15 protein-coding genes and 1 pseudogene are annotated in these 18,223 nt (G+C 69.9%); 6 read left to right on the forward strand and 10 right to left on the reverse strand.

What is annotated here, in order from left to right:
- Nucleotides 1–472: 472 nt before the first annotated feature.
- Nucleotides 473–1,099 (forward strand): hypothetical protein, encoded by a 627-nt coding sequence (locus tag ACIA8E_RS40385; protein WP_399306809.1) that lies wholly within the window; start codon nt 473–475, stop codon nt 1,097–1,099.
- 394 nt (nt 1,100–1,493) lie between these two features.
- Here the strand turns inward: ACIA8E_RS40385 and ACIA8E_RS40390 are convergent, their stop codons facing one another.
- Nucleotides 1,494–2,909, reverse strand: a complete 1,416-nt coding sequence (locus tag ACIA8E_RS40390) for a Tat pathway signal protein (protein WP_399306812.1) — start codon at nt 2,907–2,909, stop codon at nt 1,494–1,496.
- A gap of 130 nt (nt 2,910–3,039) precedes the next feature.
- Here ACIA8E_RS40390 and ACIA8E_RS40395 point away from each other — a divergent pair.
- From ACIA8E_RS40395 to murF, 5 genes and pseudogenes are all read left to right on the forward strand, one after another.
- Nucleotides 3,040–3,249: pseudogene (locus ACIA8E_RS40395) on the forward strand (diaminopimelate epimerase); the annotation flags it as partial.
- Nucleotides 3,250–3,649: 400 nt separating this feature from the next.
- Nucleotides 3,650–3,856 (forward strand): hypothetical protein, encoded by a 207-nt coding sequence (locus ACIA8E_RS40400; RefSeq protein WP_399306847.1) that lies wholly within the window; start codon nt 3,650–3,652, stop codon nt 3,854–3,856.
- Nucleotides 3,853–4,935 carry an ATP-grasp domain-containing protein gene (locus tag ACIA8E_RS40405; RefSeq protein WP_399306841.1) on the forward strand — a complete coding sequence of 361 codons (1,083 nt, stop codon included), beginning with the start codon at nt 3,853–3,855 and terminating at the stop codon, nt 4,933–4,935. The genes ACIA8E_RS40400 and ACIA8E_RS40405 overlap by 4 nt, the downstream gene beginning before the upstream one ends.
- Nucleotides 4,936–4,982: 47 nt before the next feature.
- The gene (locus ACIA8E_RS40410) at nt 4,983–5,510 is read left to right on the forward strand and encodes a cysteine peptidase family C39 domain-containing protein (protein ID WP_399306814.1); all 528 of its coding nucleotides are present in this window, start codon (nt 4,983–4,985) and stop codon (nt 5,508–5,510) included.
- The gene (gene murF, locus ACIA8E_RS40415; RefSeq protein ID WP_399306817.1) at nt 5,507–6,898 is read left to right on the forward strand and encodes a UDP-N-acetylmuramoyl-tripeptide--D-alanyl-D-alanine ligase; all 1,392 of its coding nucleotides are present in this window, start codon (nt 5,507–5,509) and stop codon (nt 6,896–6,898) included. Before ACIA8E_RS40410 ends, murF begins: the two co-directional genes overlap by 4 nt.
- Before the next feature lie 444 nt (nt 6,899–7,342).
- Here the strand turns inward: murF and ACIA8E_RS40420 are convergent, their stop codons facing one another.
- The 9 genes from ACIA8E_RS40420 to ACIA8E_RS40460 form a co-directional block, all read right to left on the reverse strand.
- The gene (locus ACIA8E_RS40420; RefSeq protein WP_399306844.1) at nt 7,343–8,431 is read right to left on the reverse strand and encodes a C40 family peptidase; all 1,089 of its coding nucleotides are present in this window, start codon (nt 8,429–8,431) and stop codon (nt 7,343–7,345) included.
- Between the two features lie 62 nt (nt 8,432–8,493).
- Nucleotides 8,494–10,812: a hypothetical protein gene (locus ACIA8E_RS40425; protein ID WP_399306820.1), complete on the reverse strand. Its 2,319-nt coding sequence runs from the start codon at nt 10,810–10,812 to the stop codon at nt 8,494–8,496.
- Nucleotides 10,809–13,352, reverse strand: a complete 2,544-nt coding sequence (locus ACIA8E_RS40430) for an ATP-binding protein (RefSeq protein WP_399306823.1) — start codon at nt 13,350–13,352, stop codon at nt 10,809–10,811. Before ACIA8E_RS40430 ends, ACIA8E_RS40425 begins: the two co-directional genes overlap by 4 nt.
- Nucleotide 13,353: 1 nt before the next feature.
- Entirely contained in the window at nt 13,354–13,974 is a 621-nt protein-coding gene (locus ACIA8E_RS40435) for a hypothetical protein (protein ID WP_399306826.1), read from the reverse strand.
- Nucleotides 13,971–14,258 carry a hypothetical protein gene (locus ACIA8E_RS40440; protein ID WP_267009975.1) on the reverse strand — a complete coding sequence of 96 codons (288 nt, stop codon included), beginning with the start codon at nt 14,256–14,258 and terminating at the stop codon, nt 13,971–13,973. Before ACIA8E_RS40440 ends, ACIA8E_RS40435 begins: the two co-directional genes overlap by 4 nt.
- 13 nt (nt 14,259–14,271) lie before the next feature.
- Entirely contained in the window at nt 14,272–15,393 is a 1,122-nt protein-coding gene (locus ACIA8E_RS40445; RefSeq protein WP_399306829.1) for a conjugal transfer protein, read from the reverse strand.
- Nucleotides 15,390–15,656, reverse strand: a complete 267-nt coding sequence (locus tag ACIA8E_RS40450) for a hypothetical protein (RefSeq protein WP_399306832.1) — start codon at nt 15,654–15,656, stop codon at nt 15,390–15,392. Before ACIA8E_RS40450 ends, ACIA8E_RS40445 begins: the two co-directional genes overlap by 4 nt.
- A gap of 53 nt (nt 15,657–15,709) precedes the next feature.
- On the reverse strand, nt 15,710–16,609 hold the full coding sequence (locus tag ACIA8E_RS40455; protein ID WP_399306835.1) for a hypothetical protein: 900 nt from the start codon (nt 16,607–16,609) through the stop codon (nt 15,710–15,712).
- Between the two features lie 495 nt (nt 16,610–17,104).
- A partial coding sequence (locus tag ACIA8E_RS40460; protein ID WP_399306838.1) for a hypothetical protein occupies nt 17,105–18,223 on the reverse strand: 1,119 nt, incomplete at its 5' end.

An 18,223-nucleotide genomic window follows, 5' to 3' on the forward strand; every position in this document is an offset into this window, starting at 1 on the left:
GACCAGGTACGACAAGCTCGCCGTCCGCTACGAGTCGACCGTCCAACTCACCCTCATACGGCAGGCGCTGTGACCACATCTCAAACACGTCCTAGAGCCCACCGGGCTTTCTCCAGTAGGGCCCCATCGATGCCCGAGACCGTCACTTCGGAGGGTGATGCGCTGCTGCTGTGGTCTGTCATCCCGTGAGTCCCTTCGCTGAGCACGTCGAGCAGTACAGCTTAGCCACCGGCAGTGACAGAGCCTGTCGGAGTCGTCGCTTGTCCAGCGCATCGCCCAAGTCAACGGCGCAATCGACACGGACGCTCGCTCTACGCGATGAGCTCCTCGACCACGTCGCCGCCCGCACCGTGGGGGCCCGCGCGGCGCGGCATCTGACATTGCAGGTGGGCGCTGTTGGAGACGGGGTACGGGTCTGCCGTTCTCTGCTGCTGGTCAAGGCGGTCGCTGTGTGATCGATAGGGTGGCGGCCATGCGGATGAAGATCGTTATAGCTGTCAGCGCGGTGGGTCTGCTGGTCACGGGATGCGCGGAGGGAAGTTCCGGCTCGGACAAAGACGCAAAGCCGGCACCAGCCCCTACGGTGCTGCCGCAGAAGCTGACCAAGCCGAACACGGAGCCGGAGACGGATCCGCAGCCCTCCCCGGCCGACGACGCCGCGTTCGATGAGCATCTGGCGTACGAGCTACGTCTCAAAACCCTCAAAATGGCCCAGGCCACAGGCAAGACCACCGCCGAGTGCCCCAAGGGCCTGGAATCGAAGAGTGGTACGCGGGCGACCTGCACAACCACCTACGACGGTCTGAAGGTTGTGTGGAATGTGACCGTCGGCAAGAAGACCGGCTGGTCGGACAACGTTGTGGAATTCAACGCGGTCCCGGACAAGGGCATCCTCACCAGCGACGGCGTCGCACGCCTGCTGTACGGCAACTACCGCGACAGCATCGACCACGCGCGCTGCAATGACATCCCCAAGGCCGTACTGGTACCTCTAAACGTGAAGACCAAGTACTCCTGCGAGGTCGTCTTCAAGGGCAGGACCCCGGGCGGCCTGGCCGAACCGGTGCGCGTCACCGACGCCGGACCGCGGGTCTACTGACCACGAAACGCCACGGCCACTGCCGCCCCCCGAGAGCAGCCGGACACGGCGCTCCGGGCGGCCGACGACGATGGCAGGGGTAATGTCGACGGGCAGTCAGTGCTGGTTGCCCGTACGGTCGGTATGGGTGCCCTGACAGGACGGTACTCGTGGGCCCCGCGGGTCATTCGCACGTTCCGCGGGGCCCTTTCGCGTGGTTCTGGGGCGCATCAAGCAGACGGCCCGCCTGCCCGGCGGCCTGACTAGCGCGATACACGGTGTGATCCCACCGTCCGCAGACCGTGACCGCTTGCAGTTCAGGGTGCGATGCGACGGGCCACGAGGATCGTTTCGTGAGTCGCGAGATCGGCGAGATGAGTGAGTCCGGCACGGCGCGTGCCGGGCGGCCGCACTCTCAGGCCGCGATCGTGGTGGGCTGCGCGGTGGCGAGATGCCGGGCGCGGGTGCGCAGTTCGTCGACGGCCGCTGTCTTGTAGGGGCGGGCGGCGCCGAGCAGGGTGTTGAGGCGGGAGGCGACGAGTGTGGAATCCACCCTGGTTGCTTCGGTCAAGGCCTGCTGGGCGACGTCGGTGGCCTGCTCGACTTCGGCTTCGTCGAAGAGGGCGGCGGCGAGCCCGATCCGGTGCATGATCCGGACGCGGTCGAAGCCGGGCGCCCGTACCCGCAGGGCGTCACGGAAGTGGGTGCTGGCCCGCCTGTTGCTTGCCAGGTGGAAGCCTGCGAGGTCGCGGGCGGAGACGGCGCGGGCACCAGCGTGTTCGGCGGCGTCGAAGTACGCCACCCACTCGGGCACGTCATCACCGAGCCCGTCGGCCACCAGGGCGTCGGCGCGGCCGAGATGGGCATCGGCCTGCTGTCCCTGTCCGAGGGCGGCATGCACCCGGCCGGTCTGTGAGGCCACCAGCGCCTCTAGCACGGGTCTCTCCGCTTTAGCGGCGGCCACTTCGAGTAGCCCGAGGGCGTCGTCGGGACGCCCGAGGTAGATCATCTGGTGGGACATGCGGGTGACGATCTCGACCCCGCGATCCCGTTGCCCAGCCTCGCTGGCCGCGTAGATGCCGTACGACCAGTACCGCTGAGCGGTGGCGTACCTACCGGAGTCGTGGCTGACCCATCCGGCCAGTGCCGCCAGGTCGGCGGTCGTGGCGAAGACCCGGGCGCGCAGGGAGGCGGGGACACCGTCCTGGATGCGGCGGGCGACTTCGGCGAGCTGGGCGACGATCGCGGAGCGGTACAGGCCCCCGCCCTTGGAGGCGTCCGCGCGGGAGAAGAACGTCGTGACTTCTTCCAGGGCGGTGACGGTGTCGGTATCGAAGCCCTGATGTCCGGGGTTGAGCCGGCGGGCGCCGCCGCCGAGCATCCGTTCGGCGGCAAGGACCAGTGGAGCGCCGATGGCGAGCTTGAGGCTTTCGCGGCGGTCCAGGAAGAGGTCCATCTGTGTCCATCCGGCCACGGTCTGGGCGGCTGCCTCGGTCAGCAGCGGTAGCTGGATCGTATCGAGGACCGTCCCGGCGGCCGTCAACCCGAGGTCACCGGGTGTGAGTGTCTGGCCGACCGCTTCGGACAGGACGGCCGCGAGCAGTTCGGGGACCGGCGGGCGGGGCCGCTCGCCGCCGATCCAGCGCCGGACGCGGGTGGCGTCCGGGGCGATCTGCCTGTGACCTCGACGGATCGCCTCGGTGGCGACCCGGCGGGCGATCTCGCCGTGCGAGAGGCCCGTCGCGGCGATCCACAGCGCCAGATGCCGGTTGATGCTCGTGGCTCCCACCGTGGCCTCACCCTCCCCGAACTCCATTACGTAGCGTGGCATTTCCGCCACGGTTCGCTACATCCACGGTACTCGTCAGGCCGAGTGCGGCGGGCGGATTCTCAAGCCAGAGGCGGCCCAGGGCTCGGGGTCGCCTCCACCTCTGCCGGCCTCATTGAAGGAGCAGTGATCCGTGCTGAACTTCCGAAAGGTCCACGGAGCCGGGAACGATTTCGTTCTTCTCACCGGCACCCCTGCGGACCTGGAAAAGGACTGGTCGGACACGGCCAGAGACCTGTGTGCCCGGCGTACCGGCATTGGTGCGGACGGGCTGGTCATCAGCGCCCCGCTCGCCGCCGACCCGGGCCTGCGTGGCATCGCCTGTTTCAACGCCGACGGCTCGATCGCCACGATGTGCGGCAACGCCCTGCGATGCGCCGCCTGGTGTGCGGCCGAGGACGCCAAAGACTCCGGTGCCTCCTTGAAGGAGATGCGTCTGGTCATGGCCGACGTGGAGCATCAGGCGCTGGTGGGTGATGACGGCGTGTGGGTGACGGCCGAAGTCGGCGCCGTCGAGCCCCGGCGCGTGCAGGCCGTGCTGAACGGGCGCCCCATCTGGTTCGACTCCGCGCACACCGGCACCGAGCACGTGGTGGCGGTCGTCGCGGATGTGGACGACGTGGATGCCGTGGTGTGCGGCCGTCTGGTCCGTAACCACCCCGACCTCGCACCGCTGGGAACGAACGTCAACTTCGTCCAGGCCCGGTGTCCAGGAGCTGAAGATCCGCACCTACGAGCGGGGTGTGGAGGCCGAGACCCTCTCGTGCGGCAGTGGAGCCGTCGCCGCCGTCGTGATCGCAACGATGCGTGGGCTCGTCGCGGACAAGCAGGTCACCGTCCACAACCGTTCCGGAACACCGCTGATGGTGCGCCCGTACTCCCAGCGCCGAGGCAAGGCCTTCTGGATCGGCGGCCCGGTCACCCAGACCTTCCAAGGAGAACTCGTATGACCACGCTCATCGGCCCCCTCGACGCCGCGGCCATCCACCGGGAGGCTCAGGTGTTACGGACCTGGCAGCAGGAGGAGCCCCTGAATGTGGCGCTGGTCTACGGCGGTCTGTCCGCCGAGGACCGGCTCTACATCGCCGAGAGCCCCACCGAGCAGATGTCGGTCACCGCCCTGTCGGAGTCCCTCATCGAGATCGGCGCGACGTTCAAGATCCTCGACCCGTGCGACCCCGGCTTCATCCGCGACCTCCTCACCTTCGACGTGGCGCTGTCGAACCTGCACGGCCCCTACGGGGAGGACGGCAGGCTCCAGGGCCTGCTGGACTACCTGCGTAAGCCGTTCTGCGGCAGCGGGGTCGCCGCGTCCGCTATCGCCGCCGACAAGATCCTTTGCAAGCAGGCCATGGAAGGCCTCGGCGTGCCCACCACCGCCTGGCAGACGTGGAGGCCGGGTGCGGCTGCCCGGTGGCAGGGCCGGCCGGTGATGGTCAAACCGGCGCTCGGCGGCTCCAGCGTCGGGATGAGCCTGGTCCGTGACGAAGCGGCGCTCACACCGGCGCTCGAACACGCCTGGGAAACGGACCCCTCCCCGGTCCTGGTCGAGCAGTACGTCACCGGCCTGCCCGTCACGGTCGGCCTGCTTCAGTTGCCCGGCGGGGTCCTCGCGTTCCCGCCGCTGGCCACCGAAGTCCATGAGGGCGAGTTCTACGACGCCGCATCCAAGCTCGACGCCGACGCCACAGGCACCGTGTCCGTCGCCCTGGCCGACCTGCCCGCCAACGTGCTCGAGGCCCTGACCCGGCACGCGCGGACGCTGTGGGGCGGGCTGGGATGCCGCAGCGCGGCCCGGATCGACTTCATGGTCACCGACGACCGGGCGGTGTACGCGTTGGAAGTGAACACGACGCCGGGCATGTCGCGGGAGTCGAACTTCGTCACCGGCGCGGCCCTGTGCGGACTGAGCCACACCGATGTCGTGCGGGCCTTTCTCCACGAAGCGCTGACCCGCCCCGCATACGATGTACCCCTGCCCATTCCCGTACTGAACGCGTCAACGAGCGTGCGGGAGACCGCTGCCTGACGTGGCATCAGGAGTTAGCTGCTGTGCCCCACGCCCACGATGTGCCCATGGTCCGCCAGCTCGTCGATCCCGCCGAATGGGATCTCCACGGAGGGTGGGCACTGGGGGACCGGATGGAGTGGTCCAACCGGGCGTGCGGCATGGCAGCGCTACGGATGATCCTGCTCGCCTACGGCCAGGAAGCGCCATCGGTCACCGAGCTGCTGAAGCTCGGCGTCAAGCACGAAGCCCTCACCGATCGGGGCTGGCTCCACGCCGGCATCGCCGAGCTGGCCACCGGTTTCGGGATTCCTGCCCGCGCGGAACCCCTCGCGACCGGGGACCTGACCGTCCGGCTTGCCGATGCTCCGCTGATCGTCTCGATCACCGAGCAGTTTCCCGACGACGGCCGCAAGGGCGGTCACCTCGTCATCGCCCGCGGCTACACCGACGGCACGGACCCGGACATCGTCATCCGCGACCCCTCCTCCTGGGGACAGAGTCACGACCGGGTGCCGCTCAGCCGCCTTGACGCCTCCTACACCGGACGTGCCATCACGTTCGCCCCGCTCACCGCCAAAAGGACCGCCCAGTGATCACGCTGACGCTCGCCGAGATCGCCGACGCCACCGGCGGCACCCTCCACGACGCTCCCGATCCCAAGCTGCGGGTCATCGGCCGCAGCGCCAGCGACTCTCGGGAGGTCGGACCCGGCGGCATGTTCGTCGCGGTGGCAGGCGCCCGCGTGGACGGCCACGACTTCGTCGACCAGGCGGTGGCCACCGGCGCCTCCTGTGTACTGGCCACCCGCCCGGTCGGCGTGCCCGCCGTCGTCGTACCCGACGTCACCGCGGCCCTCGGCCGCCTCGCGCAGCACGTCCTGACCCGCACCGGCGCGCAGATCATCGCGCTGACCGGCTCGGCCGGGAAGACCAGCACCAAGGACCTCCTCGCACAGGTCCTCGCCCACCACGGGGAGACCGTCGCCACCCCGGGCTCGTTCAACACCGAGATCGGCCTGCCGCTGACCGTGCTGCGTGCCGCGGAGTCCACCCGCTACCTGGTTCTGGAGATGGGCGCCCGCCACCAGGGCGACATCGCCTACCTGGCATCACTGACCCCGCCGCAGATCGGCGTCGTCCTCAACGTCGGCTCGGCCCACGTCGGCGAGTTCGGCGGCCGGGAGGCGATCGCGAGGGCCAAGGGCGAACTCGTCGAATCACTTCCGCCGGCGGCCGAGGGCGGGGTCGCGGTCCTCAACGCCGACGACGAACTCGTGGCCGCGATGGCCACCCGGACGACGGCAACGGTCGTGACGTACGGAACTGGCAAGAGCGCCGACATCCGTGCCACCGGCATCGAGGTGAGCGTGGGCCGCGCGTCGTTCGTCCTGCACACCCCGGGCGGGCAGGCTCCCGTCCAGTTGCGCCTGCTGGGCACCCACCAGGTCCACAATGCGCTCGCGGTCGCCGCAGCCGTCCACGCCCTGGGCATGGACACCGACAAGATCGCCGAAGCACTGTCCGCCGCCGAACCGGTGTCGGCCGGGCGGCTCCAGGTCCTGGAACGCGGGGACGGCGTGACGATCATCAACGACGCGTTCAACGCCAACTCCGAGTCCATGCGCGCCGGGCTCGAAACCCTCACCGCCGTTGCCGGGGACCGACGGACGGTCGCAGTCCTGGGCGAGATGAAGGAACTCGGCGAGACCGCCAAGGCGGCCCACGCGGCGGTCGGCCGGCTCGTTGGTGACCTGGGTATCGATGTCCTGGTCACTGTGGGCACCACAGACGAGATGACCGCGCTCGCCGAAGCCGCGCGCCCGTCCTCGCCTCTGCGGATCGAATCGGCTGACGACCCGGACGTGCTGCTGCCGCTCCTGAACCGCCTACTCAAGAGCGGCGACGTCGTCCTGGTGAAGGCATCCAAGTCCGTCGGCCTGGAAAAGTTCGCGAACATCCTGCACGCCGAAGTGCCGGCATAGGGCCGGCGCAAGGCGTGATCTACCACCCTGTGCACCGGCTGAAGGGCTGTGCGGTTCTCGGCTCCGCGCCCGGCCTACCTGGCCTGTTCGGTGTGTACCGGCGCGATGAGGAGACGGACGAACCTCCGCAGGACGAAGACGTAGCCGCTATCCCCGCTTCGCGCGCTTGGCGCGAGCGGTGAGCGGGATCTGGCGGCAGGTCTTGGCCGCGTACACGACCGACCGGTACGAGGAGCACGCGGCCCAGCGCCGCATCGTCGGGGCTGTGCTCAGTAGGAACGGAACAGACGGCAGCGGTGGGCTGGGAGCGTGGCGAATCCCTCACCGCCCGGGCCGGGGCCGTGAACGCCACCAGCACCATGGTTATCGTCACCACCGCGGGCACACCGCGCTCAAAGGCCAACCACCAGTCAGCCGTGTCCCCAACCGCACAGGGCAATTCAGCTAGGGCGCGATGTGACGGGCCACCAAGATCGTTCCGTGAGTTGCGAGCTCGGCGACTTCTACGACCCGGCCTGGTCGGGGTGCGTGCACGACCAATCCGTCGCCGATGAACATGGCGACGTGTTCGGGCCGGGACGCGGTCCCGTTGGTGAAGACCAGGTCGCCGGGCTGGAGCGCCTTGGCCGACACCGCCCGCCCGTCATGGATCTGGGTGTAGGTGGTGCGGGTGATTTCGATGCCGGCCACTCCATAGGCGCGTTGCATCAGGGATGAGCAGTCGCAGCGGTCGCGGGCGTTGTTGCCGTGGGGGTTGGTGCAGGTGCCGCCCCATTGGTAGGGGGTCCCGAGCTGGCCGAGGGCCCAACGGATCGCGTTGCGTGCCTGGATGGGGGCGGTGATGGGGATTTGGTATCCCTCGGGCAGTGTGCCCGCGGGGATGTCGCCGTAGTCGGTGCCGGTCTGGGTGACGCAGTCGGCGCCGAAGCCGGCCACCGCCGGGGTGATGGCGGGGAGGGCTGCCGCTGTGCCGAGCGTCGGTGCGATGGCCTGCTGCAGGGCGGTGGCGAGCGCCTCGTGTTTCGCATAGGCGTCGGGCAGACCGGACTTTTGGACCTTCTGGGCGGCGACGGTGACCGGCATGCTCTGCCAGTCCTTGAGGGACTTCAGTGCCTTGTAGAACTTCGTGGCCGCGTACACCGGGTCGAGGATTTGTGTGCGGGTGCCCCAGCCCTGGGAGGGGCGCTGCTGGAACAGGCCGACGCTGTCGTGGTCGCCGTGGTCGAGGTTGCGCAGACCCGACTCCTGCAGGGCCGTGGCGAGCGCGATGACCTGGCCGCGTGCCGGGATCCTCATCTGCGCGCCGGTCGCCACGATGGCTTTGGCGTTGGGGATCTGTTCCTTGGGCGAGGCCAGGCCGGCGACTGTGACGTCGCTGCTGCTGCCTGCGAGCACCGCTTTGACCTGCTGGGCGACCTGCGCTGTGTCGACGTCCATGCCGCCGGTCCCGTTGGCGGCGCACTGGGCCTGTGCGGTAGCGGCTTCGGCTTCGCTCTGCCCGATGCCGGCGACGTGCGCGGCGATCGCCGCCATCAGGACGATCGCCAGCACGATCAGGCTTGCGCAGCCGCCCAGCCACTTCTTGTTCTTCTGCGTCACGACGATCCTTGCGGAGGCCTGCGCCGACGCGCGAGTTCCCGCTCCTCCCGGTCGGCGAGCCAGGCATCGAATCCGCCCGGGCCGCTCACGGATCGGCTCGGTGGTGTGGCCGCCTGCTGGGTGCGTCGCGAGACGGCACGGTGGGCCTGGATGTGCCGGCGGGGACGGCTCGTCGGGTCCGCGGTGGGCGCGCCGGTCGTGGACGTGGTCGACGAGGCCGCTGCGGGTGCGGTCCGCGGGCGGGGGGTGCGGGCAGCAGGACCTGTCCGGCGCGGTGAGCCGGCCGGGCGCGTGGGGCCGGTGGGGCGCGGCGGGTGTGTCGGCCTGGGCGGGCTGCCCTGGGGGCCGTTCGGCGGCGGTCCCTGTGGTGGGGTGCCCGGCCCACCGGGTGTGCCTGGCGGGTTGCCGGGACGCGGTGTTGGGCGGCCGGCGGTGCGGGCCCGGTGCGGCCGGCCCCGATAGCGGCCGGTTTGCATGCGGGTCACCAGGGCGGTGGCGCCGACGGTCCGGGGCATGGAGTAGGCGATGGCAGCGAGCGGGTTGCCGTGGGCGAGGGAGACGCCGGCCAGTGCGCCGCGGACCAGGCCGCGGGTGGTCTTCATGACGATGTGGCGGTTCTTGGGAACGGCCGAGGTGGCGGGACCGCTGAAGACGGAGCCGTGAGTGCCACCGATCCGGGCGGTGGACATCTTGGTGCGGAAGTTCTCGGCGGTCTGCTTAGTGCGGGCAGCCAACTGCTTGCGCTTCTTGACCGCGCCGATGCACACGACGTCAACGACCAAGAAGTGCACGGTCAGTTCTCTGCCCCAGTCTGCTTGTACGGGGTCGAGGACGGCCTGGAGGATGAGGATGAACACGGCCAGGGCGATGACGGATGTGAGCATCTGGCCCAGCGAGTGGAGCACGGAAGCAACCCAGTCCCACAGGAAGGCGCGGCCGGCGCCGGGGACGGTGCCGGCGATGAGGGCGGGCTCGCCGCGGATCGCGTCCCAGGCGATGCGGCACTGGGCGACCAGGAAGCTGCCGGCGAGGCCGGAGATGAGGACGGAAACGATGAGGGCGGCGATGAGGAGGAAGAGTCCGCCGCCGACCTTGTCGAGACTGGCTTTCTTCGCTGCGTCGACGTCGCCGGGCACGCAGTGTTCTTCGAAGCGTTCCATGGGCGGGTTGCCGAAGTGGTCGACGGCCCACCGGGTGCTCATGTCGATCTGCATGTCGTACCAGGAGGAGACAGGTAGCCCGACAGGGCTGAGGTAATCGGTGAGGCCGGTGAGCTTCTTCAGCTTGTTGGTCTGGGCGTGGATTTGCCGGTCGAAGGCCAGCTGCGCGAGCCGGGTGTCTGCGTACTCTGCGGCGCACTTGCCTTCGAAGACGCGGCCGTACTGCAGCAGCATCGCGGGTTTGACGATGAACGCGTCTGTGAGCGCGTTGGTCATGGGCCGCGACAGGGTGGTGCTGGTGGCCGGGGTGGTGACGCCGTCGTTGGCGTTCGGGGTGGCCGGGTTGGCGTCCAGGATGACGTCGGCGACTTCCAGGGCCAGACCGCGGGTCACCGTGATCGCCCCGTCCTGTTCCCCGAGGAGTGTGTTCGGGGCGGAGGACAGCAGTGTGGTCGTCAGCGCCGCCAGCAGCAGGGACAGGGCGGCGTCGCCCCAGCCCCGGGCCTTGTCCCCGAAGAAGATCCGGGCGACGCAGATGACTGCGCACACCGACAGGAACAGTGCGGGCAGGCCCATTTCCAGGATGACGCGGGTGTGCAGGGAGTCGGCGACCGACAGCACCGGGACGAGCAGCAGCTTGGCCAGGCCGAAGGACAGGGACCAGGCGATGAGCCAGCAGCAGAACGCGATCAGCCACTTGGTGACCATGAAGCACAGCTCGGTGAGCAGGTTCTGGATGCCCAGGTCCCAGTCCGTCAGGCCGCCGGTGTCGGACTTGACGGTGTAGACGCTGATCGGCAGGCCGTTGGCGTCGGTGACGTCGAAGACGCCGAGGACGCCGCCCTCGTCGGGGAGCAGTTTGCGCAGTCGGTCCTTCTCCGTGTCGAGCATCGCTTCCTGTGCCGCCTTGGAGAACTTCTCGTTCTGCTCGCGCATGACCTCCTCGATCGCCTCGACCTCTTCGGGCGTCGGGGTGCGCTGGGCGCCTGCCGCCGGCACGCTCGGCGACGGAGTGGGGGTGGGTTCCGCGTGGGCGGGCAGCGATGTGAGCAGGGTGAAAGTGGTGGCGGCGAGTACGGCGAACAGCAGCGCCAGGCGCAGCCGCGCGGCCCCAAGCGTCCGAAGGCGTAGTCGCCAGGTCTGGATCGTGGTCATGCTGCGGTCCGGTAGTCGCTGGGCGTGGTGTGGATGACGCGCATGACGGCCGGGTCCATCGGGATCAGGACCTTCATCAGTCCGATGCGGCCGGCCAGGTCCCGGTAGAGGCACTCCCCCGCCCGGGCGAGCTTTTCTTCGTCGGGCAGGTCCAGCGGTGACAGGCCGGCGGTGACCAGGTCCAGCAGTTCGGGATCGGTGGCATCGACGCCGAGGAACTCCAGGCCGCGCTCGGCGAGCGTACGAGTCGTCTGGCGGAAGAGGAGCCGGTGCGGGATCAGGCCCCGGATGATGGCGCCCTTCTCGCTGTCGGCCGGCCCGATGTCATCCGGGTCATGGGACCCGACATAGGCGGCGGCGTTGTGCTTGCGGCCATCGCGCATGAGCTCGAGCAACAGCTCCAGCCCCTCGTCCGAACTCGTGAGCCACCAGCACTCGTCGAAGACGGCGACGCCGAACTCGTCCTTGTGCCGCATGACGGTCTCGCGCGCCACGGCGGCGATCAGGTACATCAGCGAGCGGCCCAGGACCTTCTCGAACTCCAGGCGTTCGATGCGGTGGTCGGAGGCGAGCTCGCTCTTCTTGGGCAGGGCCAGGGAGTTGACGAGGAAGACGACGGAGTCGGCGCGGGCCGTGTCCACGACCGGGAGGGTGTCGTCGAAGACGACGGCGGCGAGGTCCTTGCGCGCGACGGCCTTGAGCTTGCGGGCCAGGTTCCGGGCAGGGGTGTCCTCTCCCCCACGCAGTACGAGCTCGTCCATCAGGGCGCGCATGGAGGGCTCGGGCCGTTCGAGTACGGCCTGCACCGCTTCGGACAGGGCGACGCCTTCCAGGTCCATCGGCTTCACACCGAGCAGCAGGGTCAGGAAGGACTCGCAGAAGCGGGCCGCGACCTTGGGACTGTCCTGCACGTACAGGCGCAGCGGGTCGAGGGACACTTCGGCGCTCTGGTCGATGCGGATGACCTGTGTGGTGCCGGGACAGGCTGAGGCGAAGCGGGCCCACTCCTCTTCTTTGGTGCGGTCGACGATGACGGCGCGCCCGCGGCTGTTCGGTTTGCCGGGCTGGTGGCCGCGGGCGAGGACGTTGTAGACGGCTGATTTGAGGCCGACGGACTTGCCGGCGCCGAGCTCGCCGATGAACGCCATCGAAGCGGACGCGTTCTCCCGGGGTCCGCGGGCCGGGTCGACCATGACGGGGCGGGCGCCGCCGGAGGCGAGCTGGAGGCCGAACAGGCCGCCCCTTTCGTCGCCGAGCTGGGAGCCGCACCAGGGCATGGCCATCGCGAAGTCCCGGGCGAGGAGGTACTGGGCGTACCCGGTCATCACTCGCGGGGTGCGGCAGCCGGGCAGCATTGCGTGCCACAGGTTGGTCTGCTCCCCCACTGGGCGGGAGAACGTGTAGTCGGTGGCGCCGAAGTCACTGGCCAGGGCGGCAGCCCTGTCCTGGGCTTCGTCCGCGGTGGTACCCCAGACCGCAAGGGTGACCATGGCGCGGATCTCGACCTCGCGGGCCGAGGCGGTGAGCCGGTCGCGGTACTCGTCGTTGTCCGCCTCGTTCTTCGCGAGCGCTGCCGGCGGGCCGGCCGGGTCGCCCTGGTACTCCGCGGCCTGCGCCTTCAGGTGCCGGGCGCGCTTGCGTGTCTTTGCCTCCGCCTTGGTGCCCGGGGTGATGACCAGCCGGGCGGTCCAGTCCACGGGGTAGGCCAGATCGTCCAGCTGCTGCAGATACGCCGCCCCGGGCAGCGCGAAGGCCTCCGGCATCTCGGACAGGGCCAGCAGCGCCTGGTAGGAGTCGCCCCACTCGGAGGAGACCTGCAGATAGCGGCGCTCGAACGGATTGCCCGGTACAGCCCTGCGGTCATTGAAGTCGGCGCCGCCCTCGGCGAGCAGCATCTCCCCCAGGGCCGCGACCGTACGGCCGCGGCCGCGTACGGGCTGCTCGGTGCCGTCGGGCAGGAACGGCTCCGCCAGCCCACGGCGCGCACTGTGCCCGTAGATCCACAGGATCTCGGCCTCAGTCGCCGGCCGCATGGTGACCCCGGTAGGCCACTGCGCGTGCATCCGGTTCGCCTGCCCGGTACGCCGCTCGATCTCCTCGGCCGTGATGGGGGCGGGCATCAAGCCGAGCTGCAGCGCGACTTCGGCCTTCGCCGCGGAGACGGCAGACAGAGCGGCGTCCTTGCGGGACAGCGGCGGCAGCGGGATCGCGAGCCAATCGGTGCGACCGGTCAGCTCCATCTCCTCGAGCTGGTCCAGCACCGCGTGGCCGAGCCGTTCGTAGCGCGGTGACTTCTTCAGGTCGACGTCCGCGACCATGGCCCGCACCACGGCGATCGGGTCGACCTGCGGGCACAGCGACATCAGCATCGGCTCGCCCGTCAATGACTTGAACAGCGACTCAAGCGACTTCAGTCGGCGCCTCTTCGCGGTCGCCGGCGCATGCGAGTAGTTGGCGGCGGCCACCCGCCAGATCGCCCAGGTGGTGCCGTGCGTGGTGAAGACGAGGTTGTTGGCAACGTGCCGGATCGGCAGGCGCATCTCACTCCTCCGGGATTGTTCGTGCGGATGCGGCGCGGCGGGCGAGCAGGGCCTGCACACCGGACGCCACAGGGGGGCCGGCAGTCGCATCGGGGGCGGGTGTGGCCGGCGCCGGGGCCGGCCGAGCAGGGTGGTGGGTGACGGCGGGGGCCGGCCGGGCCGCTGCGGGGACAGTGCCGGCCGCAGGGCCGTCGGCGGCCACGGTGATGAGCGTGTCTCCGCCCACCGGGCGGGCCGGGCGGAAAGGCCGGCCATGCAGCCGCCCCCACCGAGGCCCGGTCACCATCGAGGCGACACTGACCATGGCGGCGAGAGGGTTGCGGCCGTCGATGTGCAGATGCCGCAGGAGGAAAGCGGCCGCGAACGGCAGCCCGAGCAGCACCACCACGTCCATCAGCCCGTGCCCGCCCCAGACCGCACGGGTCAGGATCAGCGCAACGAACGTGCCGACGATCGCCGCGAGCTGAGTGAGCGTGTACGGGCCGCCCGGCAGCCGGATCCCCCGGCCGCCGTTGACGTCGCGGATGACACCGTGAACCAACGGGGCACGACGGGCCTTGGTGTAGCAGCGGCCGATCAGTTCGTCGCTGGTCTCGGACGCGTCGACAAGATGGGTGGTCACTGGTCACCAGGCCCGGTGAGCTGCCGACCGCCGCCGTCGTACTGGGTGATGTCCTCGGTGGTCTTGTCCTTGAGGGTGTCCATGTTCGCGGCGCCGCCCCAGACGATGGCCGCGAAGATCACGGCCATGATGGTCGGGCCGGGCGCCTTCGTCTTCCAGCCGACGATGACCACGAAGGCCCCGCACAGCACCGGGATGGCGACGTTGAAAATGAGGGCCTTGATGTCGTTGCCGAGGCCGGTACCGGTCTGGATCCAGCCCGCGGCGAGCGTGATGTCATGCATGGCGTCTTCTCCTTCAGGAGGTGGAGGCGGGGGTCGGAGCAGTGCTGGACGCCGTCGAGGGAGCCGTGCCGGCGTTAGGAGCAGCGGCAGGTGAGGGGGCGCCGTCGAGGCTGGCGATCTCCCAGCGGCCGGCCCGCGCCTTGAGGGTCAGCGCGTAGGTGAGCGGGACGCGGACCTCGTCGTGACCCGTAGCGCGCAGCGCGACCAGCAGCCGCAGCGTGGTGCCGTCGTCAGGCACGGTGGTCACCGGCTCGGTGCCCTTCTCGCCCTCGATCGCGAGGGTGTCGACCGCGATGCCCGTGTACGGCGCGGGAGCAACGGGAGCCAGGTTCGTTCCCGGTGCGAGGTAGCGGTCGAGTTCGCCAGCGCCGGTCAGGTAGGCGGTCAGGAATTCGGTGACGGCCTGGGTACGCGGATCCGCCGGCAGCGCCGGCCGCATTGGCCCGTAGACGAGCCCGGGAGCCTCGATCCGCTCAGGGGCGGCAACCTCGGCGGGCATCGCCAGCGCCGTGTAGCCGCTCGCCCCGCCGGCCGTGGTCGCAGTGGCGACCGGGACCTGGAAGTACCGCACCGCCTGGGCGGCCGCGGCCTTGGCTTCGTCCTTGTCGTCAGCCTGGTGTGAGTCGGCCGGCTTCGCCGCCGGTTTCGTGTCGGTGATGCGGGCGGCCACCGTCACGGACCAGATGCCCTCGTCGGTCTGCCGCAGCCGCACGACGGTGAGCTGCTCGCCACGCCGCCGATCCGAAGGCCCCTCCAGACGCAGGCTCGTGGCGTCCGGGTAGTAGGCGGCGAGCTCGCCCTGGTCGCCCTCCCCCGCCGAGATGAAAGCGGCGACAAAGAGCTGGGCGAAGCCGGCCGCGCCCTGAGCTCCAGTCGCAGCCGGAGCAGTGGGCGCCGGCTTCCTCTGTGCCGGCCCGGCCTGTGCTGGTGCCGACAGATACGCGAACGCGCCGAGCAGCGGGCCGAGGACGAGCAGACCCCAAGCCGTCCAGCGAATGGCGGCGGCGGTGTTTGCCTGGGCACCGGTCGACCAGCCGGCCACATCCTGCGGCCCCTCGTCGATGTCCCAGTCCTGCGGTTCGGCCTCCGGTACAGCCGCGTTCTTGGCCGGGCGACGGTTCCAGGCGGACTTCATACCGAGTCTCCGAAGGGCTGCAGGGTGTGGCCGGCCAACTCATCGATCCGCCGGCGTAGCTCGGTCTCCGGTCGCTGCTGCAGCGTCGCCAGAGAGGCGAGGACGCCATCGGCGTCCTTGGCGAGGAAGGCGCGCAGCTGGTCGTGGGTGTGGGTATCGAAGGGGCGCGAGACGAGCGCAGCGCCGAGCTGGATGAGCAGACGCTGGGCGCGTGTGACGCGCTCTTCGTCTGCATCCAGGGGCGCCTTGGCGGTCTGGGGCATACGGATGTCCCTCTCTGGGTTCGGGCCGACGGTGGACGGAGGACTAGTCGGTGTCATGCCGCAGGCCTCAGCTGGAGCGAGGCCGACAGGCGGGCCACGGCGCGGGAGCGGCGGCGCTGCCACGCGGTGGCGGTCGTGCCGGTGCGGGTGGCGGCGACGGTGTCGGTGAGCGGGTCGGTGGTGTAGTGCCAGGCGATGGCGCGGGCGTCGGCCGGCGAGAGGGTTCCGCTGCCCATCGCGTCCAGGACCAGCTCGAGCAGCTCCAGGCGAGCGCGGCCGGCTTCCCCTTCGCTGACGGCACCGGTGGGCTGAAGGCCGGCGGCCGCCGCGGCCGCGCTGACGCTCTGGGCTTCGGCCAGTTCGGCCGGCCCGGGTGTGCTGTCGGCCAGGTCCTGTGCGGAGGCCAGGTCTTCGGCGTGCTCTTCGCGGTCGGCGGTGAGCTCCCGGCAGACGTGACGCAGCGTGTCCAGAGCGAGGTTGGCGGCGGGCCGGCCGGGCCGGGTGTGGATGCGACCGGAGCGGGCGACGACGTAGAGAGCAGCGATGGTCATGTGACCGATGTCGTCGAAGGTGCGGCCACCGAAGGGGCGGACCTGGCCACGGGTCATGCGGACCGCGGCCGGGATCATCGCCTGGACGATGATGCGGGCGGCGAGCGTGGCCGATCGGTCACGGCCGGCCGCGCGGCGCAGCAGGGCGCGGAGCACGGCATCGGTCAGGGCATCGGTCAGAGCCCCGTTGGGCGGCTGAAGGGCGGCGAGCAGCTGGGCGGGTCCAAGACCGCGCACCCAGGAATCGGTCACGGCGGCGACGTCATCGGCCAGGCGATCGGCCACCAGCCAATCGGTCACGGCGGCCTGGACGGAGGTGTCCGCACACAGGACTTCCCACTCCACATCCAGGCGCTCAAAGATCCCGCTGGCGGTGTGGGCGGTCGGCGACAGGTTCGGCACGGCACTTCTCCTTTCGGATGTCGTGCCGTGAACTCTCCTCAGACCGGCTTGCCCAACGGCTTGCCCAACTCCCCGAAACAGCAGATGGGAGGCTTGCCCATGTGGCGGGCAAGCCTCCGGTGACCGATTGGGCAAGCCTCCTAAGGGGGGTGGGCAAGCCTCGGTGACCGGTCCATGCAACCCCGGGCAACCCCCAATGGCAGTGGGCAAGCCCTGCCCCGAGAGGCGGAGCAAGGCCCGCCCGGAGACGTCCGTCGGTCACACCGGCGAGGTGACCGATGACCACTCTGCTGGTCATGACCGATGACCGATCCGGGCCGCATCGGTCATCGGTCACGAGCACCGGAATCGGTCACGGCGCCATCGGTCACCGGCCATCGGTCACCGGCCATCGGTCACCGGTCACTCCCCCGGAATCGGTCACGCGACAGGGCCCGGACATGACTGTGGCCGATGACCGGGATCGGTCATCGGCCACTCGTCAGGGCGGCTCGGTCAGCGGCTGACCGAGCGAAGATGCGCGCGGCCCTGCTGCCGCCGCTGCTCCGTGAGGTACTCGACCGCTGCGTTGACCCGCCGCTGACCGGTCTTCGGAGACAGCTCCAGACGTCGGGCGACCTCCGCTCCGGAGAGCTTCTGGCCGGCTTCCTCGGCCTCGGCAAGCCACCCCGCGACCGTCACAATCTGCTGCTGCACCGGGTCCAGATCAGGCTCCTGGCTCTGCTGCTCGGGCAGGCGCGCAGTGGCCTCCCCGGTGTCAGAGACCGTGGCCTCCCAGACGGTCGCGTCCTCTCCAGCCGCACTCGCCGTCCGGCTTTCCCGGGAAGACTGCTGCGGCACTCCCCCACCGGCCGTACGGCCGCCTTCCACCAAGGCAGTCGGGACCAGGACCGGTTCGGCCGCATACGGCTGCGAGGCAACAGCCGGATCAGTCATGTCGGTCCCGGCAAAGGAGCGACTGTCCGCCGTTGCGTCAGTCCATGCGCCCCGGTCATCCGCTCCCTCAACCACGCCCGATGCCGGCACCGCGACATCATCGGCCGGTCTCTCCTGATCGTCTGCAGACACGGGCGACTGCGGAGCCTGCATCTTGAAGTCCTGCAGGATCGGCCGGAGCTGTCCCTCCGTGAGAACGCTGCCGGACACGGGATCGACGACGCCGTACTGGGCAAGGAAGAGTCCGAACTGGCGGGCGTTCGGCAGCTCGCCGTACTGAGAGATGAACCCCTGGACGGCCTCGTAGTAGTCGACGTCAGGCAGAACCGGTTCGTCCAGCACGAAGGACTCGGCACCCTCGGGCTCAGGCGAGGACGCCGGCTCCTCATGACCTGCCGTAGCTGCCCCCGTCGCGCTGGCTTCCAGAGCACGCTGATGCTCGCCCATCAGCTCGGCGTGGGGGTGGGCCGTCTCGACGGCGGCCGGGACCGGGGCCAGGGGTAGCAGGACCGGTTCGATGCCTGCTGCGGCCAGTCCGGCCGGGCCGGTGTCGGCCAGCGGGACGCCGAACTTCGCCAGCCGTAGCGGCATCAGCGACTCGACGGGGGCCTTGCGGCGCCAGTTCCGGCCGAAACGGGCCTGGAGCCGGGCCTGGTAGATCAGCCGGTCCTGTTCGAG

This window comes from Streptomyces sp. NPDC051664, assembly GCF_044453545.1.
In the GTDB taxonomy this organism is placed as follows: domain Bacteria; phylum Actinomycetota; class Actinomycetes; order Streptomycetales; family Streptomycetaceae; genus Streptomyces.